Genomic DNA, 26,834 nt, shown 5'->3' with positions numbered 1-26,834 from the left:
TATGTCACGTGTTATTGAGTTTAAGGATAAGGTTGTTGTTATTACAGGCGCAGGAGGCGTTCTTTGTGGCTATTTGGCAAAAGAATTTGCTAAGGCAGGTGCAAAGGTTGCGCTTTTGGACTTGAATGAGGCTGCGGCTCAGGTCTTCGTTGATGAGATTGCAGCAGCAGGAGGCGTTGCAAAAGCCTATAAATCTAACGTTCTTTCTAAGGAAAATTTGGAAGAAGTTCGCCAGCAAGTCCTAGCAGATTTTGGTCCTGTAGATATATTAATCAATGGTGCAGGAGGCAATAATCCCAAAGCGACAACGGACAATGAGTTCCATGAAATTGGGTTGCCGGCTGGTACCAAAACTTTCTTCGACTTGGATGAGGCAGGGATTAACTTTGTTTTCAATCTGAATTATCTAGGAACCTTATTGCCAACACAGGTCTTTGCACAGGATATGATCGGTCGCTCGGGAGCAAATATTATCAATATTTCCAGCATGAATGCCTTTACTCCTTTGACAAAAATTCCAGCCTATTCAGGTGCCAAGGCTGCTATTAGTAATTTTACCCAATGGTTAGCAGTCCATTTTTCAAAAGTTGGCATCCGCTGTAATGCGATTGCTCCAGGATTTTTGGTAACCAACCAAAACCGTGGTTTGCTATTTGATGAGTCAGGTCAACCGACCGCACGTGCTAACAAGATTTTGACCAATACACCGATGGGACGGTTTGGTGAAGCCGAAGAGTTGGTGGGAGGAGTCTTCTTCTTGGCGGATGAGAATTTGGCAAGTTTTGTCAACGGTGTTGTTTTACCGATTGACGGTGGCTTCTCAGCCTATTCAGGAGTCTGATGATGAAGATGGAATACGTATTTTGTGTGGACTCTGATGGCTGCGCCATGGATACCATGACCTACAAACATAAACTCTTTTTCGGTCCCTTGGCTGCAGATGTTTTTGATGTCAAAGATAAAGAACCGTTTTTAGCTGAATGGAATCGAGTCAATCTCTACTCTCGAGAACGTGGCATTAACCGCTTTGTAGGCTTAGTTAAAGGCCTAGAATTTGCAGGTGTGACGGGTATAGACAACTTGAAAAATTGGGTCGCGACCACAGATTCTTTGTCAAATGCTTCTCTGGAAAGATTGATAGAGGAGCAGCCGTCTAAAGATTTGGAACTCGCTTTAAAATGGTCCAATCAGGTCAATCAAGCCATTAAGCATTATAGCGGTCCTGTTTTAGCCTTCATCGGCGTTCACAAGGGCTTGGAAAAATTGAGCCAGTTAGGAAAAGTCTACGTGGTTTCTTCTGCTAATAAGGAAGCAGTAGAAGAAGAGTGGACAGACCAAGGTTTGATGGACTGTGTTACAGAATTGTACTGTCAAGACCGTGGTAAGAAAGAAGATGTCATCAAACTGTTAATAGAGGAAGGGTATTGTCCTGATAAGATTATGATGATTGGTGACTCGCCTGGTGATTTGAAGGCAGCGGAATTGAACGGTGTCCATTTCTATCCTATTTTAGTAGGACGAGAGATGCAATCTTGGACAGATTTGACAGAAACGATTGCAGATGAATTTGCTCATCAAGCATTCACAGATGAGAAAGAAACAGAATTGACACAGGCATTTTGGAATAATTTAGACGACTAGAGAGAAGGGCTAGAGGCGCTATGCCCTCTAGCTTTTTTGGAGGCCAAACATGACACATTTAGTAGATTTACGGAAGAAACCTTACAGCCTTGATGAAGAGGCTATTTCTTGGATTGAAGAAACCATTGCTCAGATGACCTTGGATGAAAAAATCGGTCATCTCTTTGTCAACATGGGGAGCCAGCGGACGGAAGAATATCTGACTGGAGTATTAAATGATTATAAGATTGCTGCTGTTCGTTACAATCCTGGACCTGCTGCAGATATTTGGGAGCAAAACTATATTTTGCAGACCAAGTCTAAGATTCCTCTCTTGATTGCAGCCAATACCGAATCTGGTGGGAATGGTGCTGTTACGGATGGAACGAAAATTGGGGATGAAATCAAGATTGCTGCGACAGCCGATCCCCGCTATGCTTATGAAATGGGGAAAGTTGCAGGTCTTGAAGCAGCTGCGGTAGGTTGCAATGCCTCCTTTGCACCGATTATGGACCTAAGTCGTAATTGGCGCAATCCAATCATTGCAAACCGAACTTGGGGAGCTAATGTAGACCAAGTCATTGAATTATCTAAAGAATACATGCGTGGCATTATGGAGCAAGGCATTGTGCCGTTTGCTAAGCATTTTCCAGGCGATGGTATTGATGAACGTGACCATCATCTCTCTTTTGCTTCGAATCCTATGACCAAGTCTGAGTGGATGGAAACATTTGGACGGATTTACGGTGAGATGGCTGACGCAGGTCTTCCAGGTATTATGGCGGGACATATTCATTTGCCAAATGTTGAGAAAGAAATGCATCCAGAACGTGAATTGGATGACATGTTGCCAGCTTCGCTGAATAAAATCCTCTTGGATGAATTGCTTCGTGGGGAATTAGGTTACAATGGAGCCATCGTCACGGATGCCAGTCACATGATCGGTATGACAGCCTCTATGCCGCGTCGTGAGCTATTGCCTACAGCTATTGAGGCAGGATGTGATCTTTTCCTTTTCTTCAATGATCCAGAAGAAGATTTGCAATGGATGAAAGAAGGATTGGAAAATGGTCTGCTTTCTGAGGAACGCCTCCATGATGCCCTTCGTCGTACCTTGGGCTTGAAAGCTAAACTCGGTCTTCACCAGTTTGAAGGTCGCCGTCAGGAAATCATGGTGCCAAAAGAAGAAGCGCTGGATTTGATTGGTAGAGATGAGGCGAAACAGCTTGCAAAAGAAGTAGCTGACAAGGCGATTACCTTGGTAAAAGCCAAGCAAGAAGGAATTTTCCCTGTCAATCCAGAACGCTACAAACGGATTTTGTTGGTAGAAGTAGATGGCTATAAGGGTGGTTTTGGCGCCATGATCAATGCTGGCAAGAAGAGAGCAGCCGATACGCTGAAAGAACTATTAGAAGCTCGAGGTCACCAAGTATCTATCTGGGAAAATACAGAAGCACGGATTGCCAAATTGCCAGAAGAAGAAAGACCAGCAGCTATTGCAAATGTCTATGCTTCCAAGCGTCCTATTGCCGAAATTACAGAACACTATGATTTGATTATCAATTTAGTCGATGTCAACTCAGGCGGGACAACTCAGCGGATTATTTGGCCAGCTGCCAAGGGAACACCAGACCAGCCTTTCTATGTTCACGAAATTCCAACCATTGTTGTCTCTGTTCAGCACCCATTTGCACTTGCAGATATGCCACAGGTTGCAACCTATATCAATGCCTACGATGGCTTGCCTGTCACTTTAGAAGCCTTGGTTACTAAATTAGCAGGAGAGTCAGCCTTTACAGGAGTATCGCCTGTAGATGCCTACTGTGGTTTGGTAGATACACGTATTTGGCGAGGAAAATAAGGAGGAAGTAATGCCTAGATTGGTTGATTTACGGAAGAAACCCTATTGTTTGAATGAAGAGCAGATTGCTTGGGTGGAAACTACCTTGGCTCATCTGACTGATGAAGAAAAAATCGGTCAATTGTTTGTCAATCTATTCTTCTTCGGAGGAGACGCTTTTAGCGGAAATAATCTGAGTAATCAGGAATTGATGAATCGATACCACATAGGTGGCGCCCGCTATATGAATGGTAGTCCAGAACAGGTACAAGGACTGATTAACGAGTTGCAAAGCTATTCAAAAGTACCTCTCTTGGTTGCAGCGAACTGCGACTCAGGTGGAGATGGAGCTGTGAAAGGAGGAACCTATATTTCCTCAGGTGCTCAATCTGAAGCCAGTCGGGATCCTCGTATCCCCTACCTAGCAGGTCTCGTATCTGCGCGCGAGGAGACTGCATTAGGTGTAAATGTCAATTTTGACCCTTGCGTGGACATTGTTCAGAACTGGCGCAATACTATCGTCAATACCAGAGCCTACGGTACAAATTCTGATGATGTTATTGCCTATACCAGTGCCTATTTAGAAGGATTGACTGCTGAAAGAGATGTTATTCAATGCATCAAGCATTTCCCAGGAGATGGTACAGAAGAACGTGATCAGCACCTAGTCCTCGGTGTCAATGAGCTCTCTCCAGAAGAATGGGACAAGAGTTTTGGTCGTGTCTATCGTCATCATATTGAAGCTGGTGTTGAGATGATTATGGCGGGTCATATAGCCTTGCCATATTACCAACAACGACTCAATCCAACTTTGAAGGATGAAGACATTTTGCCTGCAACACTGGCTCCTGAATTGATTCAAGATTTATTGAAAGAAAAACTGGAATTCAATGGCTTGGTCATAACAGATGCCAGCCACATGTTGGGGATGACAGCAGCGATGCGTCGTGAAGATTATGTCCCAGCAGCCATTGCTGCGGGTTGCGATATGTTCTTATTCTTCAATAACTTAGAAGAAGATTTTGGATTTATGCTCAATGGCTACCGCAAGGGAGTGATTACTGAAGAACGCCTTCATGATGCTCTCCGTCGCATTTTAGGTCTGAAAGCCAAACTCAATCTGTATATCAAGCAAGCAGAAGGAAACTTACTAAAATCAGCTGATGAATTGGCTATTATCGGCTGTGAAGAACACTTGGCTTGGCAACGTGAAGCAGCAGATAAGGCGATTACCTTGTTGAAAGATACACAGAAAAATCTTCCAATCAGTCCAGAAACCCATCGCAGAATCCGTTTGTATTACCTAGAAGGCGAAAAAGAAGGGATTATTGCGGCAAGTACAGAAGTGGTTGATAACCTTAAAGCTGCCCTAGAGGCGCGTTGTTATGAAGTGACTGTCAATGATGGCACAACTCGAATCAAAGGAAAAACGCTGCAATACCGAGAAGAAGTTGATCTAGCCTTGACTGTTGCCAATGTCATTGGATACGGAGCGCAGAATAACTATCGTATCCAGTGGAAAACAGCCATGTCCAATGAAGTTCCTTGGTATGTACATGAAGTTCCAACCATTTTCGTTTCGCTAAACTATACAACTCACCTTCACGATGTTACCATGGTCAAAACTGCTATCAATGCCTACCATCATAATAAAAACACGATCGAATCCCTCCTTGATAAATTAGAAGGAAAAGATACATTCTATGGTGTGCCAAATGAGAATGTTTGGGCCAATAAATGGCAGGCAAAACTATAAGAACCTGTATCAACAGTTTAGCACTTTCATCTAAGGCTAGTTTTTTCAAAATACTATCTTTATGAGCGAAAAACTAGTTCTTATTTAAAAGTGCTTCGCTTGTAAGTACATGTTCTAAATGTAAACTCCTTTCTATCCTAGATAGAGGGAGTTTTCTAGGAAGATTTCTTGCCAAACTTTCTTATTTTTGATAGAATATTCTTAATTGAATAGAAGTCTGTGAGACTAGTACACCTATGGAAACTGTCCAGGGAGTTGAGCCGTGACTGTAAGCTCAATCAGTGAAAATTGGTCGAATTCACTCACGCAAAGACTTAGAACTAAGGTCTGCCTAGCAGATGAAAACGGATGGTACCGCGTGACAACGCTCCGATATGAGTGGTGTCATGCGTTTTTTTATTGGAGGAATTATGTCAAACATTGAACAACAGTTGGCTGAATTAAGCCAAACTACACTTGAACAATTAAAAGAAATCCAGCACCAAGGAGAAAAAGAACTACAAGACCTGCGTGTTGCGGTTTTGGGTAAAAAAGGGTCCTTGACTGACTTGTTGAAAGGCTTGAAAGACCTATCTAACGACATGAAACCAATTGTTGGTAAGCAGGTCAATGAAGTCCGTGATGTGCTGACTGCTGCCTTTGAAGAAACCGCTCAGAAGGTTGCAGCCGCAAAAATTCAACAGCAATTAGCTTCAGAAACCATTGATGTGACCTTGCCAGGTCGTCAGGTTAAGGTCGGAAAACGCCATGTCTTGACTCAGACTTCTGAAGAAATCGAAGATATTTTCTTGGGCATGGGCTTCCAAATCGTTGACGGATTTGAAGTGGAAAAAGATTACTACAACTTTGAGCGCATGAATTTGCCAAAAGACCACCCAGCACGTGATATGCAGGACACTTTCTACATCACCGAAGAAATCCTTATGCGGACCCATACCTCACCTGTTCAGGCACGGACCATGGACCAGCATGACTTCTCAAAAGGTGCCTTGAAGATGATTTCGCCAGGCCGTGTTTTCCGTCGTGATACGGACGATGCGACCCACAGCCACCAGTTCCACCAGATTGAAGGCTTGGTTGTCGGTGAAAATGTATCCATGGGTGATCTCAAAGGTACGCTTGAAATGATCATCAAGAAAATGTTTGGTGAAGAGCGTCAAATTCGCCTCCGTCCATCATACTTCCCATTCACCGAGCCTTCTGTTGAGGTGGATGTTTCCTGCTTCAAGTGCGGTGGTGACGGCTGTAACGTATGTAAGAAAACAGGCTGGATTGAAATCCTCGGTGCCGGCATGGTCCACCCACAAGTATTGGAAATGAGCGGCATTGACTCAACCAAGTACTCTGGCTTTGCCTTCGGTCTCGGTCAGGAACGCATTGCCATGCTCCGTTACGGTATCAACGATATTCGTGGATTCTATCAAGGCGATGTACGATTCTCGGAGCAATTTTAACGTAGCACTACTTAAGGCTGATAAAGTCAGCTCTTAAGTAGACGGGAATCGCTATTCTGCGACTTCCCTAGCTACCTTACTAGGATTTCAAGCAAAAAATATCGTTTTGCTTGAAATCCGTCGTAATTCGATACTCATAAATGGTGCTGAAGCACCTATTTATGAGACGACAGTCGCTTTGGCGAACTGTCTAATCGTCTCACTAGCTCTAATGTTGAAAAAATATCGTTTTCAACATTAGAGCGTCGTAATCTGCTAAAGTTAGTAAATTGTTGTTTGAGAGAAACGGTAGCTGTTATAGCGGTCTACCTACTCCCCTCACTAGTTCTAATGTTGAAAAAATGTCGTTTTCAACATTAGAGCGTCGTAATCCGATAAAGTTAGTAGATTGAGAGAAGCGGTAGCTGCTCTAGCGGTCTACCTACTCCTCTCACTAGGTTTACAGTTGAAAAAGTAGTGTTTTCTAAAAAAATAAAGAAAGAAAAGTTATGTTAGTAAGTTACAAATGGTTAAAAGAACTCGTTGACTTTGATGCGACAAGCCATGACTTGTCTGAAAAAATGTCAACAACAGGGATTGAGGTAGAAGGGGTTGAGCAAAAGAGTGCTGGCCTGTCTAAGTTGGTTGTCGGTCAGGTTGTGTCTGCTGAGCCAATTCCAGATACCCACCTCAACATCTGCCAGGTCAATGTTGGTGAGGAAATCACGCAAATCGTTTGCGGTGCTCCTAATGTCAAGCCAGGAATCAAGGTGATCGTCGCTCTGCCAGGAGCTCGTATCGCTGGCAACTACAAGATCAAGAAAGGCAAAATCCGCGGAGTTGAGTCCTTGGGTATGCTCTGCTCATTGAGCGAAATCGGCGTGTCCGACTCTGTGGTGCCAAAAGTCTATGCGGACGGAATCTACCACCTGCCTGAAGATGCAGTCGTGGGTGAGCCAGTCTTTTCATATCTTGACCTCGACGATGAGATTATCGAGCTGTCTATCACGCCGAACCGTGCCGACGCCCTCTCTATGCGTGGCGTGGCTCACGAAGTGGCGGCTATCTATGACAGCAAGGTCAACTTCAAGCCTGTGACCTTGGAGGAAAGCGACAAGAAGGCCAGCGATGTGATTGAAGTGGCTATTGAATCAGACAAGGTGACTGCCTACACAGCCCGTGTCATTGAAAATGTGACTATCGCACCGAGTCCACAGTGGTTGCAAAACCTGCTCATGAACGCAGGTATCCGCCCGCTCAACAACGTGGTGGACATCACCAACTACATCTTGCTCTACTTCGGTCAGCCAATGCACGCCTTTGACTTTGACAAGTTTGACGGCAAGAAAATCGTGGCTCGCCAGGCAAGAGAGGGTGAGAACTTGGTAACGCTTGACGGCGAAGAGCGTGACTTGATTACTGATGACATCGTCATTTCCGTTGCGGACAAGGCAGTTGCCCTTGGTGGTGTCATGGGTGGTGCCAACACAGAAATTGACAACAACTCTAAGACGGTTGTGCTGGAAGCTGCCCTCTTTGACGGCAAGTCTATCCGCAAGACCTCAGGTCGCCTCAACCTTCGCTCTGAGTCCTCTTCTCGCTTTGAAAAAGGCATCAACGTAGCAACTTTGAAGGAGGCTATGGACACAGCAGCTGCTATGGTTGCAGAACTGGCTGGCGGTCAGGTCTTGTCTGGCATCGTTTCTGCGGGTAGCGTGGACACTTCTGATGTCCCAGTCACAGCGACCATTGATTATGTCAACCGCTCGCTCGGGACCAATCTTGACTATGCCCAAATCGCAGACATTTTCCGTCGTTTAGGTATGGAAACAACTGGCGATGCAAGTCAGTTTACAGTAGCAGTACCGCGTCGTCGTTGGGACATTCGCATCCCAGCAGACTTGGTAGAGGAAATCGCACGTATCTATGGCTATAATAATCTGCCGACCACTCTTCCGAAAGAGGACGGTACAGCAGGTGAGTTGACCCTGACCCAGAACATCCGTCGCCAAGTACGTAGCCTGGCAGAAGGTGCAGGTCTGACAGAAATCATTTCCTATGCCTTGACAACACCTGAAAAGGCTGTGGAGTTTGCGGCTCGTCCAACCACAGTCACCGAACTCATGTGGCCGATGACCATTGACCGCTCTGCCCTTCGTCAGAACATGGTATCTGGTATGCTGGAAACGGTAGCTTACAACGTGGCTCGTAAGAACAAGAACTTGGCCCTCTACGAAATCGGTAAAATCTTTGAACAGTCTGGCAATCCAAAAGAGGACCTGCCACAAGAAATCAATAAATTTGCCCTTGTTTTGACAGGTTTGGTAGCTGAGAAAGACTTCCAGACACCTGCTGTACCCGTTGATTTCTTCCATGCTAAAGGTATTTTGGAAGCTATCTTTGCTCATTACAAGTTGGCAGTTGACTTTGTGGCGACCAGTGAGATTGCTGCTCTGCACCCAGGTCGTACAGCTGAAATCCATTTGAATGGGGCTTTGATCGGCTTTGTCGGTCAGGTACATCCTCAAACGGCCAAGGACTACGGTATTCCTGAGACTTATGTGGCTGAAATCAATCTGGATGCGATTGAAGAAGCTCTCCAGCCTGCTCAGCCATTTACCGAAATCTCTAAATTCCCAGTGGTTAGCCGTGATATTGCCCTGCTTTTGAGCAGTGATGTCAAGCATCAGGATGTCTTGGATGCCATTGCTGGTGCGGGCGTGAAACGCTTGACCAAGGTGACGCTCTTTGATGTCTATGCGGGTAACAATATCGAGGCTGGTAAGAAGTCTATGGCTTACAACCTGACCTTCCAAAATCCTGCGGACAGCCTGACGGATGAGGAAGTGGCGAAATACATGGAGAAAATCAGTAAGGCTTTGGTGGAGCTTGGTGCTGAAATTCGTTAATTTGTAGATCTTATCAAATCCTAGTCTGCGGGCTAGGATTTTTGGGAGGGAGATATGAGTACTCAAGACATTCAAGAAAAATTTTTCCGAGAAGGGAAGTTACTTGTCATTCCGAAAAAGCTGAAAAGTAAGCAGGTCTTGTTTGCTTACTTACAGGAGGAATTGGCTAAGAAGGGCTCAACATTCACTGAAAAAGAGGTTAATGCCTTTCTAGCTGAGTTTTATGATGACTATGCTGTATTGAGACGCTACTTGGTGGATTATGGCTACTTATCGCGTGATTAGTATGGTTTGGAATACAGAATAGAAGAAAAGAGATGATTGCGGTCATCTCTTTTGTCTTATACTCTTCGAAAATCAAAATTATCCGTTGTCAACTTGCCTTGATGAGTGAAAAGCTCCGGTGGAGCTTTTCAGCCTGTTACCTTGAAACAAGACAGTAACAGAGTTCTATCTTCGCCTTCGTTTCCTAGGCTACTTTTGATTTTCATTGAGTATTACAAAATAAAAGGTTCAATCTTCAAGTCTATCTGGTTGCTATACTTGGCTAGTAAATCGTCTGCCAGGGGATGATAGAGTGCTCGTAGTTGTTCAATCTTGTCAGGGAATTGCTTGCCGATGTAGTCAAACTTGCATTCGATGGTTAAGAAAAGTTGGTGGAAGAGTTCGTTAATCTCATTCAATCGGGCAATCATTTCTTCGTCATCTTTGAGAAAATCAGGAATTTCTGAGCGATTGTTGACAAAACTGTCGATGAGTTTTACGGGGAAAGAGCCGTATTCTAGGACAAATTCGTACATGGGTTTCTCCTTGCCTTACTATTGATAGGACTATTGTAGCATAGATTAGAATGTGACAAAAGAATTTCAACTTTATTGCAGTTTAAGTTTTGTTTAATTTTATTTTCAGTTTCATTTAAAGCTTGGTCGGTAAACTATATCTTGTAAACAAGACAGGGACCTGTCAAAATTTAGGATAGAAGAGGCACAATAATGAAAACAAGAATCGTACAAAAGCAGTTTAAGCGTAAAGAGACTAAATATATCGTTGATAAAAAAACTTTTGAACTTTTAGAAAAGGAACTTCGTCAGTACATGATGGCAGATGAATTTGCGACATCAACGATTACCAATATCTACTTTGATAATGAAGATTTTGATATGATTCAAGATTCACTTGCCAAAAAGAATGGACGTGAGAAAATTCGTATGCGTGTCTATGATGCGACACCATCTGAATCGAGTCAAGCCTTTCTTGAAATCAAGAAAAAAGAAAACAAAATTGGTTACAAATACCGTTTAACTTCAAACCCTGTTTCTGTAACAAATTATATCGAAAATGGAGTGATTGATTCTACAATCAAGGATGATAAGGTAACCTCAGAACTCGAAATGTTGAGAGAACGCTACGGGACTATTAAGCCGAAGATGTATATCTACTACGATCGCGTATCCTATAAAGGAATCGAAGACAAAAAAGTTCGTCTCACAATCGATAAGAACTTACTGTATCGAGACTACGATGTGGATGCAATGGAAGGTAAATTTGGTAAGAACCTATTAGACCCAACCAAAGTAATCATGGAAGTAAAAGTTCCAGAAGAGCGACCAGAATGGTTAGTAGCCTTGCTTGAAAAATACCAGATCGAAAAACAATCATTTTCAAAATATGGCAATGCCTATAAGCTTGCCCACAACATCCCTGGAGAGGAAGTAAGCCAACATGCAGCTGTTTAATAGTATCTTTTCAACGGCCAATAGCAATATTACCTTAGCGCAGATGTCCATGGTTTTTGGAGTTAGTCTATCCATGGGGGTACTCTTAGCGGCTGTTTATAAATATAAATCTAATTATACAAAGGAATTTGTCATCACACTAAGTTTAATGCCAGCTTTGATTGCTGTTATCATTGCATTAGTTAATGGTAACTTGGGAGCGGGTGTTGCGGTAGCAGGGACTTTCAGTCTAATTAAATTCCGCTCAGCAGCAGGTTCTTCGAAGGAAATGCTTGCAGTCCTCTTAGCGATGGCTATCGGTCTAGCGACAGGAATGGGTTTCCTAGGTTTGGCTGTCTTTATGACGGTCATCCTATCTGCTTGTATCTTGATTTTTGAGAACATCAGCTTTGCTCAAGTCAATCAAAATCGTCGTCATCTCTTGGTGACAGTGCCAATGAATTTTGACTATGATCAATTTTTTGAAAATCAATTTGGTAAATCTTGCAAGCAAGCCGACTTGATTTCCCTCAAGTACAAAAAGAAAAAAGAAGCGCTGATCTTAGAATATCAAGTTCTCCTCGATAAAAAAATTACAGATAAACGTTTGGTAGATACAGTATTGTCAGCTGGTCCCCTGGATGTCGTATTGAACAAGCAAATGCCTAAGAAAAAATTCTTATAACGAAAGTAAGCCTTGAAAACCAAGGCTTTTTCTATTTATAGAATTACTCCTCATAAAAATCAACGCTGTAATCCAGCAGTTTATCCCCATCATAGCGAAAGCATGCAGAGAAGAAGGGACGGTTTTCCAAGAGCCACTCTTGAAAATGGCGATCGCCTTCCCAAGTTGGTTTGGAGAGCACTTGGTCATAAGGAACCCATTCTAAATCGCCTTCGTTGCAATCAATCAAACTTCCTTCAAAACCAGTTATCTTAAAGACATAGGTGTACCAGTCTGTGTTTGGAGTAAAGTCTGGGAAGGTTATCACTCCTTTTAGAGCATGCTTTGTTACAGTAAGCCCAGTTTCCTCAAAGACTTCTCGAATGGCACAAGCCTGTGGTGTTTCGCCAGGTTCTAGTTTACCACCAACTCCAATCCATTTTCCTTGATGGACATCGTTTTCTTTCTTGTTTCGATGAAGGAGAAGAAATTCCTTACCATTATCAATGTAGCAAATCGTAGCGAGTTGGACGGGTTTCTTGGTCATAAAGGCTCCTTGTAATTGATTTATCCTATTATACCACAAAGGTGGTAGTAGGGACACCTGCTTGGTGCTCTGGTAGGGGACAGTTTTGGGATTAGAATACTGAAAGCCCTTTTCTGAAAACAGTTTTTGAGGTATAATAAGAACATCAAACTATTTAGGATGCACTATGTCAAAACAAGAACAAATCGAACAAACAATTTATCAATTATTGGAATTATTGGGTGAGGACCCGAATCGTGAAGGTTTATTAGATACGCCTAAACGGGTCGCTAAGATGTATTTAGAAATGTTTAACGGCCTAGAAGAGGATCCCAAAGACCAATTTACAGCTGTCTTTTCAGAGGGATATGAAGAGGTTGTTTTGGTTAAGGATATTCCTTTTCATTCTATGTGTGAACACCATCTTGTCCCATTTTATGGTATTGCACATGTAGCCTATATTCCGAGTAAGGGGCGTGTGACAGGTCTTAGTAAATTGGCGCGTGCAGTAGAGGTGGCGAGCCGTCGTCCTCAATTGCAGGAGCGCTTAACTCATCAAGTGGCTCATGCACTTCAAGATGCCCTTGAACCAGAAGGCGTTTTTGTCATGGTCGAAGCAGAGCATATGTGCATGAGTATGCGTGGTATTCGCAAGCCAGGTAGTAAGACAGTGACCACAGTTGCCCTTGGCAAATACAAGGAAGATGCCATCTTGCGCCGTGAACTCTTGTCCATGATTCACAATAAATAGGAGGTTTTATGTCAATCGAACAGTTAGCGAATCAAGTAACCATTATGGGGATTCTTAATGTGACGCCAGACTCATTTTCAGATGGTGGTCACTATAATGAGGTGGAGTCTGCCTTGGTACAAGTAGAAAAGTTGTTGGCTGAGGGTGCTACCGTCATTGATGTTGGTGGTGAGTCCACTCGTCCAGGTGCAACATTTGTATCTGAAGAAGAAGAGATTGCTCGTGTGGTTCCGATTATACGCGCTATCAAAGAAAACTATGACTGTCTAGTCAGCATTGACACCTATAAAACAGGCACAGCCCGTGCAGCCTTGGAAGCAGGCGCAGATATTTTAAATGATGTCTGGGCAGGACTTTATGATGGAGATATGTTAGCCTTGGCTGCGGAGTACAAGGTACCAATTATTCTCATGCACAACCAGACAGAAGAAAGCTATGCGGATGTTGTTGGAGAGGTCAAAAACTTTCTAGCCGAGCGTGCCCAAGTAGCACTTGATGCTGGTGTTTCTGCAGACCGGATTTGGTTAGACCCAGGATTTGGTTTTTCAAAAAATGTCCAACATAATCTGGACCTCTTGCAAGGTCTGGAACAGATTACTGCTCTTGGTTATCCCGTTCTATTTGGAATATCTCGTAAGCGCGTGGTAGATTATCTGCTTGGTGGAAATAGCTTACCGACTGACCGCGATCAAGCAACGGCAGCCTTGTCTGCCTGGGCAGTCCAAAAAGGCTGTAAAATGGTCCGTGTTCACAATGTCGCTGCCAACCGTGACATCGTTAAAGTTTGGGACCAATTGACTTCTGGAGGTCAACATGGATAAGATTTCTCTCAATAAATGTCGCTTTTACGGCTACCATGGTGCCTTCAAAGAAGAACAAGTTCTTGGTCAAATTTTCACAGTTGACTGTGATTTATTTGTTAACCTGACAGCAGCTTCACAAACTGACAATTTAGAAGACACAGTTCACTACGGTATGGTCTTTGATACCATTAAAGCAGTTGTGGAAGGCAAGCCCTACATCCTTATAGAAAAGGTAGCAGGTGTTATTTGTCAGGAGATTTTTGATCAATTTCCAAAGGTGGAGAAGATTCGCTTGGCCATTTACAAGGAAAATCCGCCCATTGCTGGACACTATGATTCTGTCGGAATTGAATTGGAGCGTGAACGACCATGAAGCATCTAGCCTATCTCAGTATCGGAGGGAACATGGGCAATCGGCAAGCCTATTTACAGGCAGCCCTAGACAAATTAGCCAGTCATCCAGGTTGCCAGCTTGGCTTAGTTTCCAACATTTATGAAACTCCAGCTTGGGGTAAGACAGATCAGGCTGATTTCCTCAATCTAGCCTGTCAAGTGTATACTGATTTATCTGCTCAGGATTTTCTAAGCGTTTGCCAGAACATCGAACAAGAGTTGGACCGAGTACGGATTGAAAAATGGGGACAACGGACCATTGATTTGGATATTATTTTTTGGGATGAGGAGAAGATTCAAGAAGAGAATCTGATTGTTCCTCATCCCTACGCCCATGAAAGAGCATTTGTTCTCAAACCTCTTGCTGAGATTGCTTCTGATTACCGTCACCCAATTTTGAAAAAAGTGGTATCGGACTTACTTGCAGAACTAGGGGAACAAAAAGATATAAAAATTTTCAAATAGTTGCCTCTGATACTAGGTTTATTAGAGGATAGAATAGATAAAGGAGTTTTATGACAATTTTAGCAACTTTAGGGGTTTTATTGGCTATTGTAGCCATTATTTATTGGACATCAAAAAATTTACATGTTATCATTGCGGCACCACTAGCTAGTTTAATCATCATTCTGACCAATCAGATGAATGTTTTGGAAGTTATGTTGGGCAAAGAGCAGTCTTATATGGCGGGCTTAGCAGGTTTTTTGATTAATAATTTTGCCATCTTTATGCTGGGGTCTATCTTGGCACGTTATATGGAGGCGAGTGGAGCTACGCAGACGATTGCCAATAGCATTTTGAAAGTAATGGGAAAAGATAGTCCCTATAAGGGCTTGTTAGCCATCACTTTGATTGCTTCCATTTTGACCTATGGTGGTGTGAGTATTTTTGTAGTCATTTTTACCTTGCTTCCCCTTTCACGCCCCCTCTTTAAAGAGTTGAATATCAACTGGGCCCTTTTTCCGATTCCTGTCTTTTTGGGAGCAGGTACCTATACGATGACAACTCTTCCTGGGGCACCTTCCATCCAAAATGTCATTCCGACAAAAGTTTTGGGAACTAGCTTGACCGCGGCCCCCGTTATCAGTTTGGCAGCCAGCTTGACGCTATTAGTATTTGGCTTGCTCTACATGGCCTACTGCCTCAAGAAAAGTCTAGCAAATGGAGAGACGTATACGGAAGAAGAGGATGAAACTGCAGTAGTGGTAGCTGATAAGACACCAAATCTATTTTTATCAGTCTTGCCTCTATTCAGTCTTATTGGGACGATTTTCCTAATGAGTAAAACTCCGAATGTCCTGGCAATCGGATTGTTGGTCTCTATTCTTCTATCAGCCTTGATTTTTTATCCATATCTGCCAAATCAAAAAGAAATTTTGAATGCTGCGACAACAGCATCTATAGTGCCTGCTTTTGCAACTTCTAGTACCGTAGCATTTGGGACGGTGTTAACCTTGTCAGCAGGTTTTGCAGTCATTCAAGAATGGATTCAACAAATACCAGGATCACCGCTGATCAGTTTATCTGTTTCGACAGCATTGGTTAGTGGTATTATCGGTTCATCTTCTGGTGCGGTAGGTATTGCTTCAAGTAATTTCCTCCCTGCCTATTTGGAAATGGGGATTAATCCAGAGTTGCTGCATCGTGTAGTAGTTGTTGCATCAGCTATCTTGACAGTTGTGCCTCAGTCTGGCGTGATGATTACCTTCCACAATCTTTCGAAATTAAGTATGAAACGAGGACTCAAGTATTCGTTTATCCTAGTGACAGTTGGGCATTTGTTAGCCTTACTTGTGATTTTACTGTTGGCGCCTTTGCTATATTAGGATTGATTAACAAACAAATAAAAGCCCTGCCAAATGGCGGGGCTTTTATGCACGAATAACAAGAAGTGGCTTAAGACCAAAACTTCTCTGCAATTTCTTGGCCTTGTTTAATTTTTGCCCACTGTTGCGGGATGGCCAATTCATTACCTGAATCGCATGAAGCGAATCCACATTGATGTGACAAGTAGAGACGCTCTTTTGGAATAATCTTGCTTGCTTCCTCGAGTAATTTATAAACACGTTCTTCATCATCCAAATCAGAAGTTTTACTTGAAAGTAGACCAAGAACGACTTCGACATTCTTATCACGCAAGCTTTCCAAAGCTTTTAAATCACCTGCACGTTCATCATCCCACTCAAGGAAGAATCGATCGTATTTTTGGTCACGCAGGAATTTTTCAGCAATGGCTTCGTAAGTTCCGCCAGCTGCTGAGCGGCTTTCATAGTTACCACGGCAGTTGTGCGTCCAGACGGTTAAGCCAATTTCATGTCCGTAATCAATAACAGCATTATTGATAGCAACAAACTCATCAGCCAAAGCAGCCAATGCTTCAGAATCGTCTTGTGGCAAGAAAGGTACAGGGTTAGCAGGGTCGAATAATTCCCAAAGGCAGTCATCGAATTGAACGATTTGTCCACCAGCTTCCTTGTACTGGTCTAAAAATTCTCTATAGGCAGCCAATAAACCTTCTTTCAAATCCTCACGTGTTTTATAAACTTGGTCTGGACCGACTTGACCATTGAAGAGAACAAGCTCGGTAAAGGCATGGGCAGGTCCCCATACAGTTAACTTTGTATCAGTTTCACCAGCTAGTTCTTTAACTTTTTTATAAATGTCAATGAAATGGTGATTTTTTGCTGAAAGAGGACCTGTGATACGCAATCCAATATCCTTACGTGTTTCAAAAATTTGTCCATCATGGTCTTTAAAAGGATAACCATGCTCAGCAATGTAACGCTCGATACCATCGAAGCCCCAGACAAAGTCAAGATGCCACATTGATTTTGAAAACTCACCGTCTGTTACAATATCAATACCATTTGCTTTTTGTTCAGCTACAATCGCCTCGATAGTTGCAGCTTCAGTTTCTTGATAGCCATCAAAGGCGTCGTAGAATGGGTATTGGATATTGTCACGATGCTCAATTTTACGTTTAAATTCTCCTAAGTTTGCTGGTCGAAGAAGTGAACCGACTAATTGGAATCTTGAAGTTGTCATATATGTATCTCTCTTTCGTTTTAGTGATGAACCTATTCTAACTCAGAAGCTATCATTTGAAAAATAGTTATTTTCATGGCAAATCCATAGTTAAAAACTATAACTAGAAAAAAAGACAGAAATAACTTTCTATCATTTGTCAACTATGGTATAATCGAAAGTGCTGAAATCCGAACATTAGGAGACTTAGGAGAAAAATGAAAAAACAATCACCCTTTATAATTGCAGGAATCGTCATGCTAGGGGTCGTGATGCGTGCCCCCTTTACAGCTTTACCTGCTATTTTGACAGATGTTGCAGCAGGACTGGGAGTAGAAGTGAGTTCATTAGGAATTTTAACCTCTATTCCGCTCATCATGTTTGCTCTCTGTTCATCCTTAGCACCGCGTCTTGCGGCTAAGTTTGGCATGGAAAAACTAATGGCCCTAGTCTTACTGGTTATGGTGCTTGGTTCAGGGATGCGAGTTCTCAACTTACCAGCCCTTTACATTGGTACTATGCTTGTTGGTGCTACAATAGCGTTTATTAATGTTTTGCTACCAAGTTTGGTTGCGGCTAATTTTCCAAAGAAAATTGGTCTATATACGACGATTTATATCACTCTCATGGGGGTGGCGGCAACAGTTGCATCCATGATTGCTGTTCCAATTGTATCCTCTAGTTCTTGGGAATTTTTTATTCTGTTAATTACAGGATTGGTGCTTCTGGCTTTCCTAATCTGGTTGCCTAATGTAAAAAATAACCATCGATTTTCAAGTGAGAACCAAGGAAAACAGAAATCATCTATCTGGAAAAATAAAGCAGCGATTGCCTTTTTGATATTTGGTGGGCTACAATCAGTCCTCTACTATACAGAGATTACCTGGTTGCCAACCATTTCTCAATCAGTTGGCTTTAGTAAGGCAGAAGCAGGTCTAATGGCTGGTTTCTTTAATATGACAGCTATTCCCATGTCAATGATTATCCCAGCTGTTCTTTCCCGTCAGACAAAAGAAATGCGTCGAAATATCATGCTGGCTATTTCCTCTGTTACCTTGCTTGGCTTGGCTATGATGGCATTGATTCCGACCAATCTCATTCTTTGGTCAGCACTTCACATTATTTTAAGTTTTTCAAATGCAGCCCTCTTCCCTTATATGATGTTGAGCTTTACTTTGAAAACAAGCAATAGCCAGGCTACTGCCCAGCTATCAGGGATGGTGCAGACAGGTGGCTATCTCATTGCAGCGTTTGGACCAGGCCTTCTCGGTTATAGCTATCCAATCTTCGGAAACTGGATGCCATTGATTCTTTCTCTGGCTATCGTCACACTTGCCATGATGTGGACTATTGTTCTCATTGAAAGAGAAGATATTATTTTATAAAGTATAATCCCTTAAGAAGGCTGGCATTTTTCTGTGAAAATGGCAGAGCTTCTAAGGGCTTTTTTGTCAAACAAAAAAAGCTGGGACCTTTGCCAGCTTTTTAATGTGCTACACGTTTACGAGCAGCTTTTTTACGATTTTCCTCAATGAAGGCTTCTTTCTTTTCTTCTGGTTCAATGATTGTTTTGTGAACAGTGAAGACTGCACCTGCTGCAAGAGCAACTGTAGAAAGAACACCTGTCAAGAAACCTTTACCAAAACCTTTAGCCATAGTTATTTCTCCTTTACTTGTGTTATAATAGATTTTAGCGAAAAAACAAAATATTTTCAAGGAAAAAGATGAAAACTAAAGTTATTGTGGTCATTGGACCAACTGCGGTAGGAAAAACTGCTTTAGGCATTGAATTGGCCCAGCGCTACAATGGAGAAATTATCAGCGGTGATAGCCAGCAAGTCTATTGCAAACTAGATATTGGTACGGCAAAAGCTAGTCCTGAAGAGCAGGCTGCTGCGGTGCATCACTTGATTGATGTCCGAGATGTGACCGAGGGCTATTCGGCTTATGAATTTGTAGCAGAAGCCAAGGCTTTAATTGCAGACATTACTAGTCGTGGCAAGTTGCCTATTATCGTGGGTGGGACAGGGCTTTACATTCAAAGTCTGCTTGAAGGCTACCATCTGGGCGGGCAGGTTGACCAAGAGCAAGTTCTTGCTTATCGGGCGGAACTCGACTGCTTGTCTGATGAGGATTTGGAATCAATGGCAGAGCAGGCAGGTTTGACGGTCGAAGGAAACAGCCGACGGAGAATTATTCGTGGGTTAGAGTTGAAAAAATTTGGCAAGAATTTAGAAAATACAGAGTCAGAATTTGAGCCTCTTTACATCTGCCTGACGGATGATAGACAGGTTCTTTACGACCGCATCAATCAGCGAGTGGATAAGATGGTGGCGGCGGGCTTACTAGATGAAGTTAGCTGGCTCTACCAAGAATACCCAGAAGCCCAAGCTGCTATGGGAATTGGCTACAAGGAGTTTTTCCCATACTTAGCAGATCAAATCAGCCTAGAAGAAGCAGTTGATAAGGTCAAGCAAAATAGCCGCCGCTTTGCCAAACGCCAATTGACCTGGTTTAGAAATCGGATGCAGGTTCCCTTTTATTCAGTAGGCGAGCCAGATTACAAGTCGCAGATTTTCACCGCCGTGGAGGAATTTTTAAATGATTGAAACGCAGAAAGAACAAGAACGCGCCCTCCTGATTGGAGTGGAATTACAGCAAACAGATAATTTTGACATGTCCATGGAAGAGTTGGCAAGCCTTGCTAAGACAGCTGGCGCTCTGGTCAAGGGAGTCTACACTCAAAAACGTGAAAAATACGACAGCAAGACCTTTGTCGGCTCAGGGAAACTAGAAGAAATTGCCCAGATGGTCGAAGCTGACGAGATTGATACCGTCATTGTCAATAACCGACTGACACCCCGTCAGAATGTCAATTTGGAGGAGATTTTAGGTGTCAAGGTCATCGACCGTATGCAGTTGATTTTGGATATTTTTGCCATGCGAGCACGGAGTCACGAGGGTAAACTGCAGGTCCACTTGGCCCAGCTCAAGTACATGTTGCCACGCTTGGTTGGACAAGGTATCATGCTCAGCCGTCAGGCGGGTGGTATTGGCTCTCGTGGACCAGGTGAAAGCCAGTTGGAGCTCAACCGTCGGAGCATTCGCAACCAGATTCACGACATCGAACGCCAACTCAAAACAGTTGAGAAAAATCGAGCGACTGTCCGTGAACGCCGTCTGCAATCAGGCGTGTTCAAAATCGGCTTGATTGGCTATACCAATGCTGGTAAGTCCACTATTATGAATGCCATGACGGATAAGCGACAGTATGAGGCGGACGAACTCTTTGCGACACTTGATGCCACGACCAAGCAGGTTAACTTGGCTGACAAGTTCAATGTGACCCTGACTGACACGGTTGGTTTCATTCAGGACCTGCCGACTGAGTTGATTTCTGCCTTCAAATCCACCTTGGAGGAGTCCATGAACGTGGACCTCTTGCTCCATGTCATAGACGCTTCTGACCCCAATCATAGCGAGCAGGAGCAGGTGGTCTTGGATATTCTCAAAGACCTGGATATGCTGGACATTCCACGTCTAGCTCTCTACAACAAGTTGGACAAGACGGACGACAGCTTTACCCCCAGTCAGTTTCCTCATGTCATGCTGTCCGCTAAGGATGAAAATGCCAAAGGCCATATACAGATGATGGTCTTGGCCAAGATTAAGACCATGTTTGAACGGTTTGAGGTCAGGGTCCCACTAGCTGAAGCTTACAAGTTGCACGATTTAGCTACTCTAGCTCTGATAGAAAATCGGACCTACGAAGAGGATGTGGAAGTGGTATCAGGCTATATCGCTTCCAGCAATAAATGGAAGTTGGAAGAATTTTATGACGGATTATCTTGATTTGGCCATCAAATACGGTGGCTTTACCAGTCTGGACAAGGTCTATCTGGCGAAGAAATTAGCTGATTTGACTGACCAACAAAAACTAGATTTTATCACGCCACCGCCTTCGGTTATCAATGCCTATTTTGCGGAAATCTACCAGAAACAAGGAGCAGAAGAGGCGACGAACTACTATCTCACTCTATCTCAGCAGCTCTGCCTTTTTCCAAAAGAGCCCAGCTTTGAAGAAGACAAGCCCTTTGTCCGCCTGAATTTGTCAGGCAAGTCTTTCGGATTTGCCTATGTATCGGCGGACGGTCTGGCTCAGGTTTTTTCGGAAGGAGTAGAGGAAGTGACGGATAGCTTGCTCTTTGAAATTGCCCAAGTCTTTCCCCACTATGTCGTCTTTGTGGAGGAGGGCAAGATTTTTATGAAAGTCAATCCCTTTGTGAACGTCGAGTTAGAGGAAGTTGAAACAGACTACCTCTTGACTCAAGTAGAGACGACAGAAGGTTTGGTCAAGATTTCAGGCTTTAATCAGGAAGAAGTGCTGGAAGTGGCGGACGGATATGCTGGTCAGAGCTATTATGCCTGGTCGGGTCGCTCTGCAATTTTATATATAAAACATTAGAAAGTAAACAATGCAAATTCAATTTTTAGGTACGGGGGCTGGTCAGCCCTCCAAGGCTCGAAATGTATCCAGTTTGGCCTTGAAACTCTTGGATGAAGTCAATCAGGTTTGGTTATTTGACTGTGGCGAAGGAACTCAAAATCAAATTTTGGAAACGACTATTCGTCCACGTAAGGTCGCAAAAATCTTTATCACTCACCTGCACGGAGACCATATTTTTGGACTGCCAGGTTTTTTATCCAGTCGTTCTTTCCAGTCAAGTGAGGAGCAGACTGATATTGATATTTACGGTCCTGTTGGCATCCGTTCCTTTGTCTTGGCAAGTTTGAAAGTATCAGGGACACGCCTACCTTATCGTATTCATTTTCATGAATTTGATGTTGATACGGTAGGTCAGGTCCTAGAAACCGACAAATTCACGGTATTCGCTGAAAAGCTGGACCATACCATTCCTTGTGTCGGCTATCGTGTCATCCAGAAAGATTTGGAAGGGACATTGGATGCAGAGGCTCTGCGCGCGGCAGGTGTACCATTTGGCCCCCTTTTTGGAAAAATCAAAAACGGTCAAAACGTGACCTTGGAGGACGGCAGGGAAATCATTGCCAGCGACTATATTTCTCCTCCTCGGCCTGGTAAAGTGGTGACCATTCTTGGTGATACGCGTAAGTGTCATGCTAGTGTCCGTCTGGCTGTCAATGCTGATGTGCTGGTGCATGAGGCGACTTACGGAAAAGGTGATGAGAAGATTGCTCGCAAGCATGGGCATTCGACCAATATGGAAGCCGCTCAGGTTGCCAAGGATGCTGGTGTCAAGCAGCTCTTGCTGAATCATATCAGTCCACGATTTTTATCCAAGGATATTAGTCAATTACGGAAAGATGCAAGTACTATTTTCGAGCAGGTTCATATTGTCAAGGATTTAGAGGAAATTGAGCTATGAGAACCATTCTAATCACAGGTGCTTCTGGTGGCTTGGTACAGGAAATGGTGCCCTTGCTGAAGGATGATTTTTTGATTTTACTAGGTCGTGATGTCGAAAAAATTGAGCAGCTCTATGCTTACCATGAAAAAAAGGCTGTCTTTGATGTAGACATCCGAGATGAAATAGCTCTGACGGCATTTTTCGATGAACTGGATAGTCAGTTTGGTCAGATTGATATTTTGGTCAATAACGCTGGCTATGCCATTTACGATGATTTTGAGAATTTTTCCAGCCAGCAGGTGCAAGCTATGTTTGACATCAATACTTTTGCTCTGATGACCATGTGCCGTTTAGTAGGTAAACGAATGAAGGCAAGACGGAGCGGGCAGATGATCAATATCATTTCCATGTCAGGCTTGATCGCTTCAAGCAAGTCATCCGTTTATTCGGCGACCAAGTTTGCAGCTATGGGTTTTTCCAATACCATTCGCTTGGAATTAGCCCAGTATGGTGTGACGGTTACAACTGTTAACCCAGGACCTATTGCAACCAGCTTTTTCGACCAAGCAGATCCAGACGGAAGCTATCAAGAGAGCGTCAAGGCTTTCTTACTCCAGCCAGACTATGTTGCCAAGAAGATTGTTTCAGCTATGGGAACGAAGAAACGGGACATCAATCTGCCTCGGTCACTAGCAGCTGCTCATAAACTCTATACTCTCTTTCCAAGAATAGCAGACTACTTGGCCAGTACAGTATTTAATTTGAAATAGAAAAACGCCGAAATAAAACTCGGCATTTTCGTGTATACTAGCTACGCTTTTTTCTACGTAAGGAGATACTGCCTAGAAGTAGGCTACCTAATGCGATAGCGATATAGTTTGTTTTTTCACCTGTTTGAGGTAGTTGTTTTGCATCGGTAGACTTGGTGGTATGTACTACTGTAGTAGTTTTTGGCGCCTCATCCAGAATATTTTTTGGCATTTCAGGTTGTGGTACAAGAATTTCTACAGCTGGTAAGTCTTCTAAGGTTGCTAATTGGCTACCAAATAGGGCGTTGGACACCCAACGGAAGAAGTGAACAGGGTGGACCTTGTTTGTTGGATTACCTGCATAAATAAAGACAGGTTGGTCTTGATAATTTCCAGCGATGGCGACAATTTTATTGGCTAATTTGTCATGACCAGGCCACCACCCTGCGATATAATAATCTTTGTCAGCAATTTTAACAAGTGTTTTAAATCCTTCAGGAATGCCTTCAATCCAATTACCGGAGTTGGAATAGAAAAGTCCATTCATAGCGTAGCCACTTGTTAATGGATCTTTATCATCAATAATAGCCCGCATGAGACCTTCATAGTCACCACCATCTGTAAATTGTTCCGCATTGAAACCTGCTAAGATTCCTAATTCCTCCAGTTTTTGCATGGCGACACCACCTACGATGATAATTGGTTTCTTACCAAATACACTGGCATCGAATTGATCAGATTCGAGAATGATAGCATCAGCCTCATCTGCGCTATTGACAATTTCAAAGCCCATTCGTTCTACCGCAAGTGCAGCATTTGCAAGAATGGCAAAGTCGCCTGCCCAACTATAAGAGTGAGAAGGAGCATACACCTTCATTGCTTTCAATTCTTGTCCAAGAGGCTTCTTATAGAGAGGCTCGCCGTATAGAGCATAGGTGTCCAGTAAGTGGCTAAATTGGTTAGTTTCCATGATGTAGCCATCGTCTGTAAGGTAGACCTTAGCACCTGATTTGATGGCTTGATTAATGGCCTGAACGGCGCTTTCAGATGTGTTTGCAACGATATAGTAAGGCGCTTTGAAATCAATTTCTGTAGTACGTGGAGCTTTTGTCCATGTGATGCTACCTAATTTGCCGCTAAAGGCATTTTCTTCAAATATAGCCTTGGCGCTAAAGCCTTTCATATCTGGGAAGTTGACCACCAATTCAGCATACATGGCTCCCCAAGCAGATTCATCAGAACCAGCGTAGAGGACATGGTTAGCGAATCCTCGTTTGGCTTGAGCCATATCGACAACTAGGTCGCCCTTGCGGAAGTTTCCAACATCTTCAGTTAATTCCTTGACAACAACCCCATTACGATTGAAATATTCAATCATCTTAAATGCTTCTTGCATATCGTTGTGTTTATCGAGCGTCATAGGAATCACATAGTAGTCTGGGAAGAATTTTGGCTGGTCTTTTTTGACACGTCCGACAACAGCTCCGTCTGGTCCGACTAATTCAGACTCTGCTTTTGGATCTTCTACCTTATTGACACCGCGTGAATAGTATTTGAGACGCATTTCCATGAGACTGTCTGGCTTGGTTGCCATATTGTGAACACCGCCCAAAACAGCAAAGAATCCCGCCTTGAATGATTCTTGATTTCCTTCTGGAATTTCAATCGTGTGTCCAAGAATACCGTGGTACATTGCATACACCGCTGTATAGCCTGAGAAGGAATCGTCCCAACCATCTCCCCAGTGGACTTTAGGAATGGTGTAGCGTTCATATTTAGAATTTGCAATACCTGCTCGGCCCATTTCGTGAGCTTTTTCCAGCATAATATCGGCTAGTAAATCATATTCAAAGTTCGGGTCATGTGGCGGAGTGGCAGGCTCGATGAGAAATCCAGATACAAAACCATGAATATCTAAAACAGATATTGGATTCCATTTGTGGATTTGACGGACGATGGCTTGTGTTTCTGGATTCACTTGGAAACCAGTATCGCGGTTAGGGTCCAAACCATTTACTAGTGAACGCAAGTTTTTAACATCGCCATCAGGATTTTCTGTGAAATTGAACAAGAAGATAAATTTATCTAACAAATCTGTCACTTTTAAATGAAGAGTAACAGGATTTCCATCGGCATCTGTAGATGGGAAGGTGATGGTATCTTTTTGTGCAAATTCTTTGAATAGGCTAGTTACTACATCTATGCCGGGTTGTTCATCAGCATGAGTGTTGTTGATGAGAATAGGTAATTTATAGTCGAAGGTTCCAGCTTGCAACTCTTTCAGCATTTGGTCGGGTTGGGTCAGCATGAGTGGCGTTGTTTCAGTAAGATATTTATCAATACTTGCTTGATCTTTAGCCACAACGGCCATTTTTATATCTCTACCTTCAGCTGATTGACCAATTGACTCAATCCTTACTAGGCGGTCGGTCGCGGCATTATTTTTAGTTTCCTCAATCTCTGTCAACATTTCCTCATGTGTACGGTAGGCTTCATAAGGACGGAAATGAAGAGTTTTTGAAATTATCAAGTTTCCATCGGCACTAGTACCTTCCAATAGCATATCTTTTATAAAATGTCGATAGGTACGGCGAATATTACTCGGTGTCCGTTTACTCAAATCTTCTCCAAAGAGAGCTGCGAGCTGGATATTCAAATGAAGTTGGTTATCCTGTCTGCTTTCTTCTACTGTGATAAATGTATCGCCTGTGAAATCTCCCTCTTTCAAATTCCATGTTTTCCATTCGGAGATAGGCTTTCCATCCAATGTCCATTCTATTTTTTCAGTCGTATCTGGAAGAGTGACGGATTCTGTGATAGTGACTGCTTCCGATAGATAGACAGTTTTTGTTTCGAGTGTAATTGTATCAATAGTTGGTACGGCAGATTTTTCTTCTGTAGGATCCTGACTATCATTATTAGCTGATTTGAGCGTAGTTTCCTCGGCATTGGGCTCGGAAGATGTTGTATCTTCTTCTGTGGAAACAGGTGTAGGAGAAGTATCTGCTATTTCTTCAGTTTGTTTTTCTGTCTCCTTCCCTTCTACAAGATTATCTGTAGCTTCGCTTGTGCTAGTTTCCGTGATAGGAGTCTCTTCAGGCAGTGGAGTCACTGTTTCACTAGCAGTAGTTGGCATCTCCTCTGTATTTGCGAAGACCGTTCCCTGAGTGAGAGATGCAGCCAAAAGAACCGTTGAGGCAAGTAGGACTTGATTCAACAGCCTTTTCTTATATGAAAGTTTCATACGAACTTCCTCCTTTTGAT

24 protein-coding genes and 2 pseudogenes are annotated in these 26,834 nt (G+C 43.1%); 21 read left to right on the top strand and 5 right to left on the bottom strand.

Translation table 11 applies throughout. The annotated features are described in order from the left end of the window. Position 1 precedes the first annotated feature (1 nt). From GPW69_RS06730 to GPW69_RS06700, 7 genes are all read left to right on the top strand, one after another. Positions 2–841: an SDR family oxidoreductase gene (locus GPW69_RS06730; RefSeq protein ID WP_074391851.1), complete on the top strand. Its 840-nt coding sequence runs from the start codon at positions 2–4 to the stop codon at positions 839–841. After that, positions 841–1,641 (top strand): HAD family hydrolase, encoded by an 801-nt coding sequence (locus tag GPW69_RS06725; protein ID WP_074391852.1) that lies wholly within the window; start codon positions 841–843, stop codon positions 1,639–1,641. Before GPW69_RS06730 ends, GPW69_RS06725 begins: the two co-directional genes overlap by 1 nt. 49 nt (positions 1,642–1,690) lie before the next feature. Beyond that, entirely contained in the window at positions 1,691–3,481 is a 1,791-nt protein-coding gene (locus GPW69_RS06720; protein ID WP_074391853.1) for a glycoside hydrolase family 3 protein, read from the top strand. A 10-nt stretch (positions 3,482–3,491) separates the two neighbouring features. Further along, positions 3,492–5,216, top strand: coding sequence for a glycoside hydrolase family 3 protein (locus tag GPW69_RS06715; RefSeq protein ID WP_074391854.1), 1,725 nt, complete (start codon positions 3,492–3,494; stop codon positions 5,214–5,216). Positions 5,217–5,626: 410 nt separating this feature from the next. Then, on the top strand, positions 5,627–6,670 hold the full coding sequence (gene pheS / locus GPW69_RS06710; protein WP_024400731.1) for a phenylalanine--tRNA ligase subunit alpha: 1,044 nt from the start codon (positions 5,627–5,629) through the stop codon (positions 6,668–6,670). A 488-nt stretch (positions 6,671–7,158) separates the two neighbouring features. Continuing rightward, positions 7,159–9,558 carry a phenylalanine--tRNA ligase subunit beta gene (pheT, locus tag GPW69_RS06705; RefSeq protein ID WP_074391855.1) on the top strand — a complete coding sequence of 800 codons (2,400 nt, stop codon included), beginning with the start codon at positions 7,159–7,161 and terminating at the stop codon, positions 9,556–9,558. 54 nt (positions 9,559–9,612) lie between these two features. Then, on the top strand, positions 9,613–9,843 hold the full coding sequence (locus tag GPW69_RS06700; RefSeq protein WP_074391856.1) for a DUF2087 domain-containing protein: 231 nt from the start codon (positions 9,613–9,615) through the stop codon (positions 9,841–9,843). Positions 9,844–10,055: 212 nt separating this feature from the next. Here the strand turns inward: GPW69_RS06700 and GPW69_RS06695 are convergent, their stop codons facing one another. After that, positions 10,056–10,358, bottom strand: a complete 303-nt coding sequence (locus GPW69_RS06695) for a hypothetical protein (RefSeq protein ID WP_074391857.1) — start codon at positions 10,356–10,358, stop codon at positions 10,056–10,058. Between the two features lie 192 nt (positions 10,359–10,550). Between GPW69_RS06695 and GPW69_RS06690 the strand changes: the two genes are divergently transcribed. Together GPW69_RS06690 and GPW69_RS06685 are read left to right on the top strand one after the other, a co-directional pair. Beyond that, positions 10,551–11,294 (top strand): polyphosphate polymerase domain-containing protein, encoded by a 744-nt coding sequence (locus GPW69_RS06690; RefSeq protein ID WP_074391858.1) that lies wholly within the window; start codon positions 10,551–10,553, stop codon positions 11,292–11,294. After that, entirely contained in the window at positions 11,281–11,958 is a 678-nt protein-coding gene (locus GPW69_RS06685) for a DUF4956 domain-containing protein (protein ID WP_024407416.1), read from the top strand. The genes GPW69_RS06690 and GPW69_RS06685 overlap by 14 nt, the downstream gene beginning before the upstream one ends. A gap of 43 nt (positions 11,959–12,001) precedes the next feature. Here the strand turns inward: GPW69_RS06685 and GPW69_RS06680 are convergent, their stop codons facing one another. Further along, positions 12,002–12,484 carry an NUDIX hydrolase gene (locus GPW69_RS06680; protein WP_074391859.1) on the bottom strand — a complete coding sequence of 161 codons (483 nt, stop codon included), beginning with the start codon at positions 12,482–12,484 and terminating at the stop codon, positions 12,002–12,004. 166 nt (positions 12,485–12,650) lie between these two features. Between GPW69_RS06680 and folE the strand changes: the two genes are divergently transcribed. The 5 genes from folE to GPW69_RS06655 are packed head-to-tail and all read left to right on the top strand — an operon-like array spanning position 12,651 to position 16,236. Next, complete coding sequence (folE, locus tag GPW69_RS06675; protein WP_074391860.1) at positions 12,651–13,214, top strand: GTP cyclohydrolase I FolE; 564 nt, start codon at positions 12,651–12,653, stop codon at positions 13,212–13,214. An 8-nt stretch (positions 13,215–13,222) separates the two neighbouring features. Next, on the top strand, positions 13,223–14,035 hold the full coding sequence (gene folP, locus GPW69_RS06670; protein ID WP_074391861.1) for a dihydropteroate synthase: 813 nt from the start codon (positions 13,223–13,225) through the stop codon (positions 14,033–14,035). Further along, positions 14,028–14,390, top strand: coding sequence for a dihydroneopterin aldolase (gene folB / locus GPW69_RS06665; RefSeq protein WP_074391862.1), 363 nt, complete (start codon positions 14,028–14,030; stop codon positions 14,388–14,390). Before folP ends, folB begins: the two co-directional genes overlap by 8 nt. Further along, positions 14,387–14,875: a 2-amino-4-hydroxy-6-hydroxymethyldihydropteridine diphosphokinase gene (gene folK / locus GPW69_RS06660; protein WP_024400722.1), complete on the top strand. Its 489-nt coding sequence runs from the start codon at positions 14,387–14,389 to the stop codon at positions 14,873–14,875. The genes folB and folK overlap by 4 nt, the downstream gene beginning before the upstream one ends. 50 nt (positions 14,876–14,925) lie before the next feature. Next, positions 14,926–16,236, top strand: coding sequence for a GntP family permease (locus tag GPW69_RS06655; protein WP_044683219.1), 1,311 nt, complete (start codon positions 14,926–14,928; stop codon positions 16,234–16,236). A gap of 70 nt (positions 16,237–16,306) precedes the next feature. Here the strand turns inward: GPW69_RS06655 and GPW69_RS06650 are convergent, their stop codons facing one another. Continuing rightward, positions 16,307–17,455 carry a cobalamin-independent methionine synthase II family protein gene (locus GPW69_RS06650; RefSeq protein ID WP_044763959.1) on the bottom strand — a complete coding sequence of 383 codons (1,149 nt, stop codon included), beginning with the start codon at positions 17,453–17,455 and terminating at the stop codon, positions 16,307–16,309. A 197-nt stretch (positions 17,456–17,652) separates the two neighbouring features. Here GPW69_RS06650 and GPW69_RS06645 point away from each other — a divergent pair, with 197 nt between their 5' ends. Continuing rightward, entirely contained in the window at positions 17,653–18,819 is a 1,167-nt protein-coding gene (locus tag GPW69_RS06645) for an MFS transporter (RefSeq protein WP_074391863.1), read from the top strand. Between the two features lie 100 nt (positions 18,820–18,919). On the opposite strand, the gene GPW69_RS06640 is transcribed toward GPW69_RS06645, so the two are convergent. Further along, complete coding sequence (locus tag GPW69_RS06640; RefSeq protein WP_012775205.1) at positions 18,920–19,090, bottom strand: DUF3042 family protein; 171 nt, start codon at positions 19,088–19,090, stop codon at positions 18,920–18,922. Between the two features lie 68 nt (positions 19,091–19,158). On the opposite strand from GPW69_RS06640, the gene miaA reads away from it, so the two are divergent. The 6 genes and pseudogenes from miaA to GPW69_RS06615 all read left to right on the top strand — a co-directional run bounded on the left by miaA (position 19,159) and on the right by GPW69_RS06615 (position 23,591). Then, positions 19,159–20,043, top strand: a complete 885-nt coding sequence (gene miaA, locus GPW69_RS06635; protein WP_074391864.1) for a tRNA (adenosine(37)-N6)-dimethylallyltransferase MiaA — start codon at positions 19,159–19,161, stop codon at positions 20,041–20,043. Next, positions 20,036–21,065 (top strand): annotated as a pseudogene (hflX, locus tag GPW69_RS06630) (GTPase HflX); the annotation flags it as partial. The gene miaA and the pseudogene hflX, both read left to right, overlap by 8 nt. 74 nt (positions 21,066–21,139) lie before the next feature. Beyond that, positions 21,140–21,286: pseudogene (locus GPW69_RS10940) on the top strand (GTPase HflX); the annotation flags it as partial. Next, positions 21,270–21,899: a cystathionine beta-lyase gene (locus GPW69_RS06625; protein ID WP_074391866.1), complete on the top strand. Its 630-nt coding sequence runs from the start codon at positions 21,270–21,272 to the stop codon at positions 21,897–21,899. The pseudogene GPW69_RS10940 and the gene GPW69_RS06625, both read left to right, overlap by 17 nt. Positions 21,900–21,909: 10 nt before the next feature. Next, a complete protein-coding gene (gene rnz / locus GPW69_RS06620) occupies positions 21,910–22,839 on the top strand; it encodes a ribonuclease Z (RefSeq protein WP_074391867.1) in 930 nt (309 codons plus the stop codon). Continuing rightward, positions 22,836–23,591, top strand: coding sequence for an SDR family NAD(P)-dependent oxidoreductase (locus tag GPW69_RS06615; RefSeq protein ID WP_074391868.1), 756 nt, complete (start codon positions 22,836–22,838; stop codon positions 23,589–23,591). Before rnz ends, GPW69_RS06615 begins: the two co-directional genes overlap by 4 nt. Positions 23,592–23,628: 37 nt before the next feature. On the opposite strand, the gene GPW69_RS06610 is transcribed toward GPW69_RS06615, so the two are convergent. Then, positions 23,629–26,814, bottom strand: coding sequence for a M14 family zinc carboxypeptidase (locus GPW69_RS06610; RefSeq protein WP_074391869.1), 3,186 nt, complete (start codon positions 26,812–26,814; stop codon positions 23,629–23,631). Positions 26,815–26,834: the final 20 nt, after the last annotated feature.

The organism is Streptococcus suis (assembly GCF_902702775.1).
Classification (GTDB): domain Bacteria; phylum Bacillota; class Bacilli; order Lactobacillales; family Streptococcaceae; genus Streptococcus; species Streptococcus hashimotonensis.
This window is presented reverse-complemented; position numbering and strand designations above follow the sequence as displayed.

Excerpts from the sequence above, each read along its gene's own strand:
- GPW69_RS06730 (WP_074391851.1), top strand. The coding sequence starts at position 2 with ATGTCACGTGTTATTGAGTTTAAGGATAAGGTTGTTGTTATTACAGGC.
- GPW69_RS06725 (WP_074391852.1), top strand. The coding sequence starts at position 841 with ATGATGAAGATGGAATACGTATTTTGTGTGGACTCTGATGGCTGCGCC.
- GPW69_RS06720 (WP_074391853.1), top strand. The coding sequence starts at position 1,691 with ATGACACATTTAGTAGATTTACGGAAGAAACCTTACAGCCTTGATGAA.
- GPW69_RS06715 (WP_074391854.1), top strand. The coding sequence starts at position 3,492 with ATGCCTAGATTGGTTGATTTACGGAAGAAACCCTATTGTTTGAATGAA.
- pheS (WP_024400731.1), top strand. The coding sequence starts at position 5,627 with ATGTCAAACATTGAACAACAGTTGGCTGAATTAAGCCAAACTACACTT.
- pheT (WP_074391855.1), top strand. The coding sequence starts at position 7,159 with ATGTTAGTAAGTTACAAATGGTTAAAAGAACTCGTTGACTTTGATGCG.
- GPW69_RS06700 (WP_074391856.1), top strand. The coding sequence starts at position 9,613 with ATGAGTACTCAAGACATTCAAGAAAAATTTTTCCGAGAAGGGAAGTTA.
- GPW69_RS06695 (WP_074391857.1), bottom strand. The coding sequence starts at position 10,358 with ATGTACGAATTTGTCCTAGAATACGGCTCTTTCCCCGTAAAACTCATC.
- GPW69_RS06690 (WP_074391858.1), top strand. The coding sequence starts at position 10,551 with ATGAAAACAAGAATCGTACAAAAGCAGTTTAAGCGTAAAGAGACTAAA.
- GPW69_RS06685 (WP_024407416.1), top strand. The coding sequence starts at position 11,281 with ATGCAGCTGTTTAATAGTATCTTTTCAACGGCCAATAGCAATATTACC.
- GPW69_RS06680 (WP_074391859.1), bottom strand. The coding sequence starts at position 12,484 with ATGACCAAGAAACCCGTCCAACTCGCTACGATTTGCTACATTGATAAT.
- folE (WP_074391860.1), top strand. The coding sequence starts at position 12,651 with ATGTCAAAACAAGAACAAATCGAACAAACAATTTATCAATTATTGGAA.
- folP (WP_074391861.1), top strand. The coding sequence starts at position 13,223 with ATGTCAATCGAACAGTTAGCGAATCAAGTAACCATTATGGGGATTCTT.
- folB (WP_074391862.1), top strand. The coding sequence starts at position 14,028 with ATGGATAAGATTTCTCTCAATAAATGTCGCTTTTACGGCTACCATGGT.
- folK (WP_024400722.1), top strand. The coding sequence starts at position 14,387 with ATGAAGCATCTAGCCTATCTCAGTATCGGAGGGAACATGGGCAATCGG.
- GPW69_RS06655 (WP_044683219.1), top strand. The coding sequence starts at position 14,926 with ATGACAATTTTAGCAACTTTAGGGGTTTTATTGGCTATTGTAGCCATT.
- GPW69_RS06650 (WP_044763959.1), bottom strand. The coding sequence starts at position 17,455 with ATGACAACTTCAAGATTCCAATTAGTCGGTTCACTTCTTCGACCAGCA.
- GPW69_RS06645 (WP_074391863.1), top strand. The coding sequence starts at position 17,653 with ATGAAAAAACAATCACCCTTTATAATTGCAGGAATCGTCATGCTAGGG.
- GPW69_RS06640 (WP_012775205.1), bottom strand. The coding sequence starts at position 19,090 with ATGGCTAAAGGTTTTGGTAAAGGTTTCTTGACAGGTGTTCTTTCTACA.
- miaA (WP_074391864.1), top strand. The coding sequence starts at position 19,159 with ATGAAAACTAAAGTTATTGTGGTCATTGGACCAACTGCGGTAGGAAAA.
- GPW69_RS06625 (WP_074391866.1), top strand. The coding sequence starts at position 21,270 with ATGACGGATTATCTTGATTTGGCCATCAAATACGGTGGCTTTACCAGT.
- rnz (WP_074391867.1), top strand. The coding sequence starts at position 21,910 with ATGCAAATTCAATTTTTAGGTACGGGGGCTGGTCAGCCCTCCAAGGCT.
- GPW69_RS06615 (WP_074391868.1), top strand. The coding sequence starts at position 22,836 with ATGAGAACCATTCTAATCACAGGTGCTTCTGGTGGCTTGGTACAGGAA.
- GPW69_RS06610 (WP_074391869.1), bottom strand. The coding sequence starts at position 26,814 with ATGAAACTTTCATATAAGAAAAGGCTGTTGAATCAAGTCCTACTTGCC.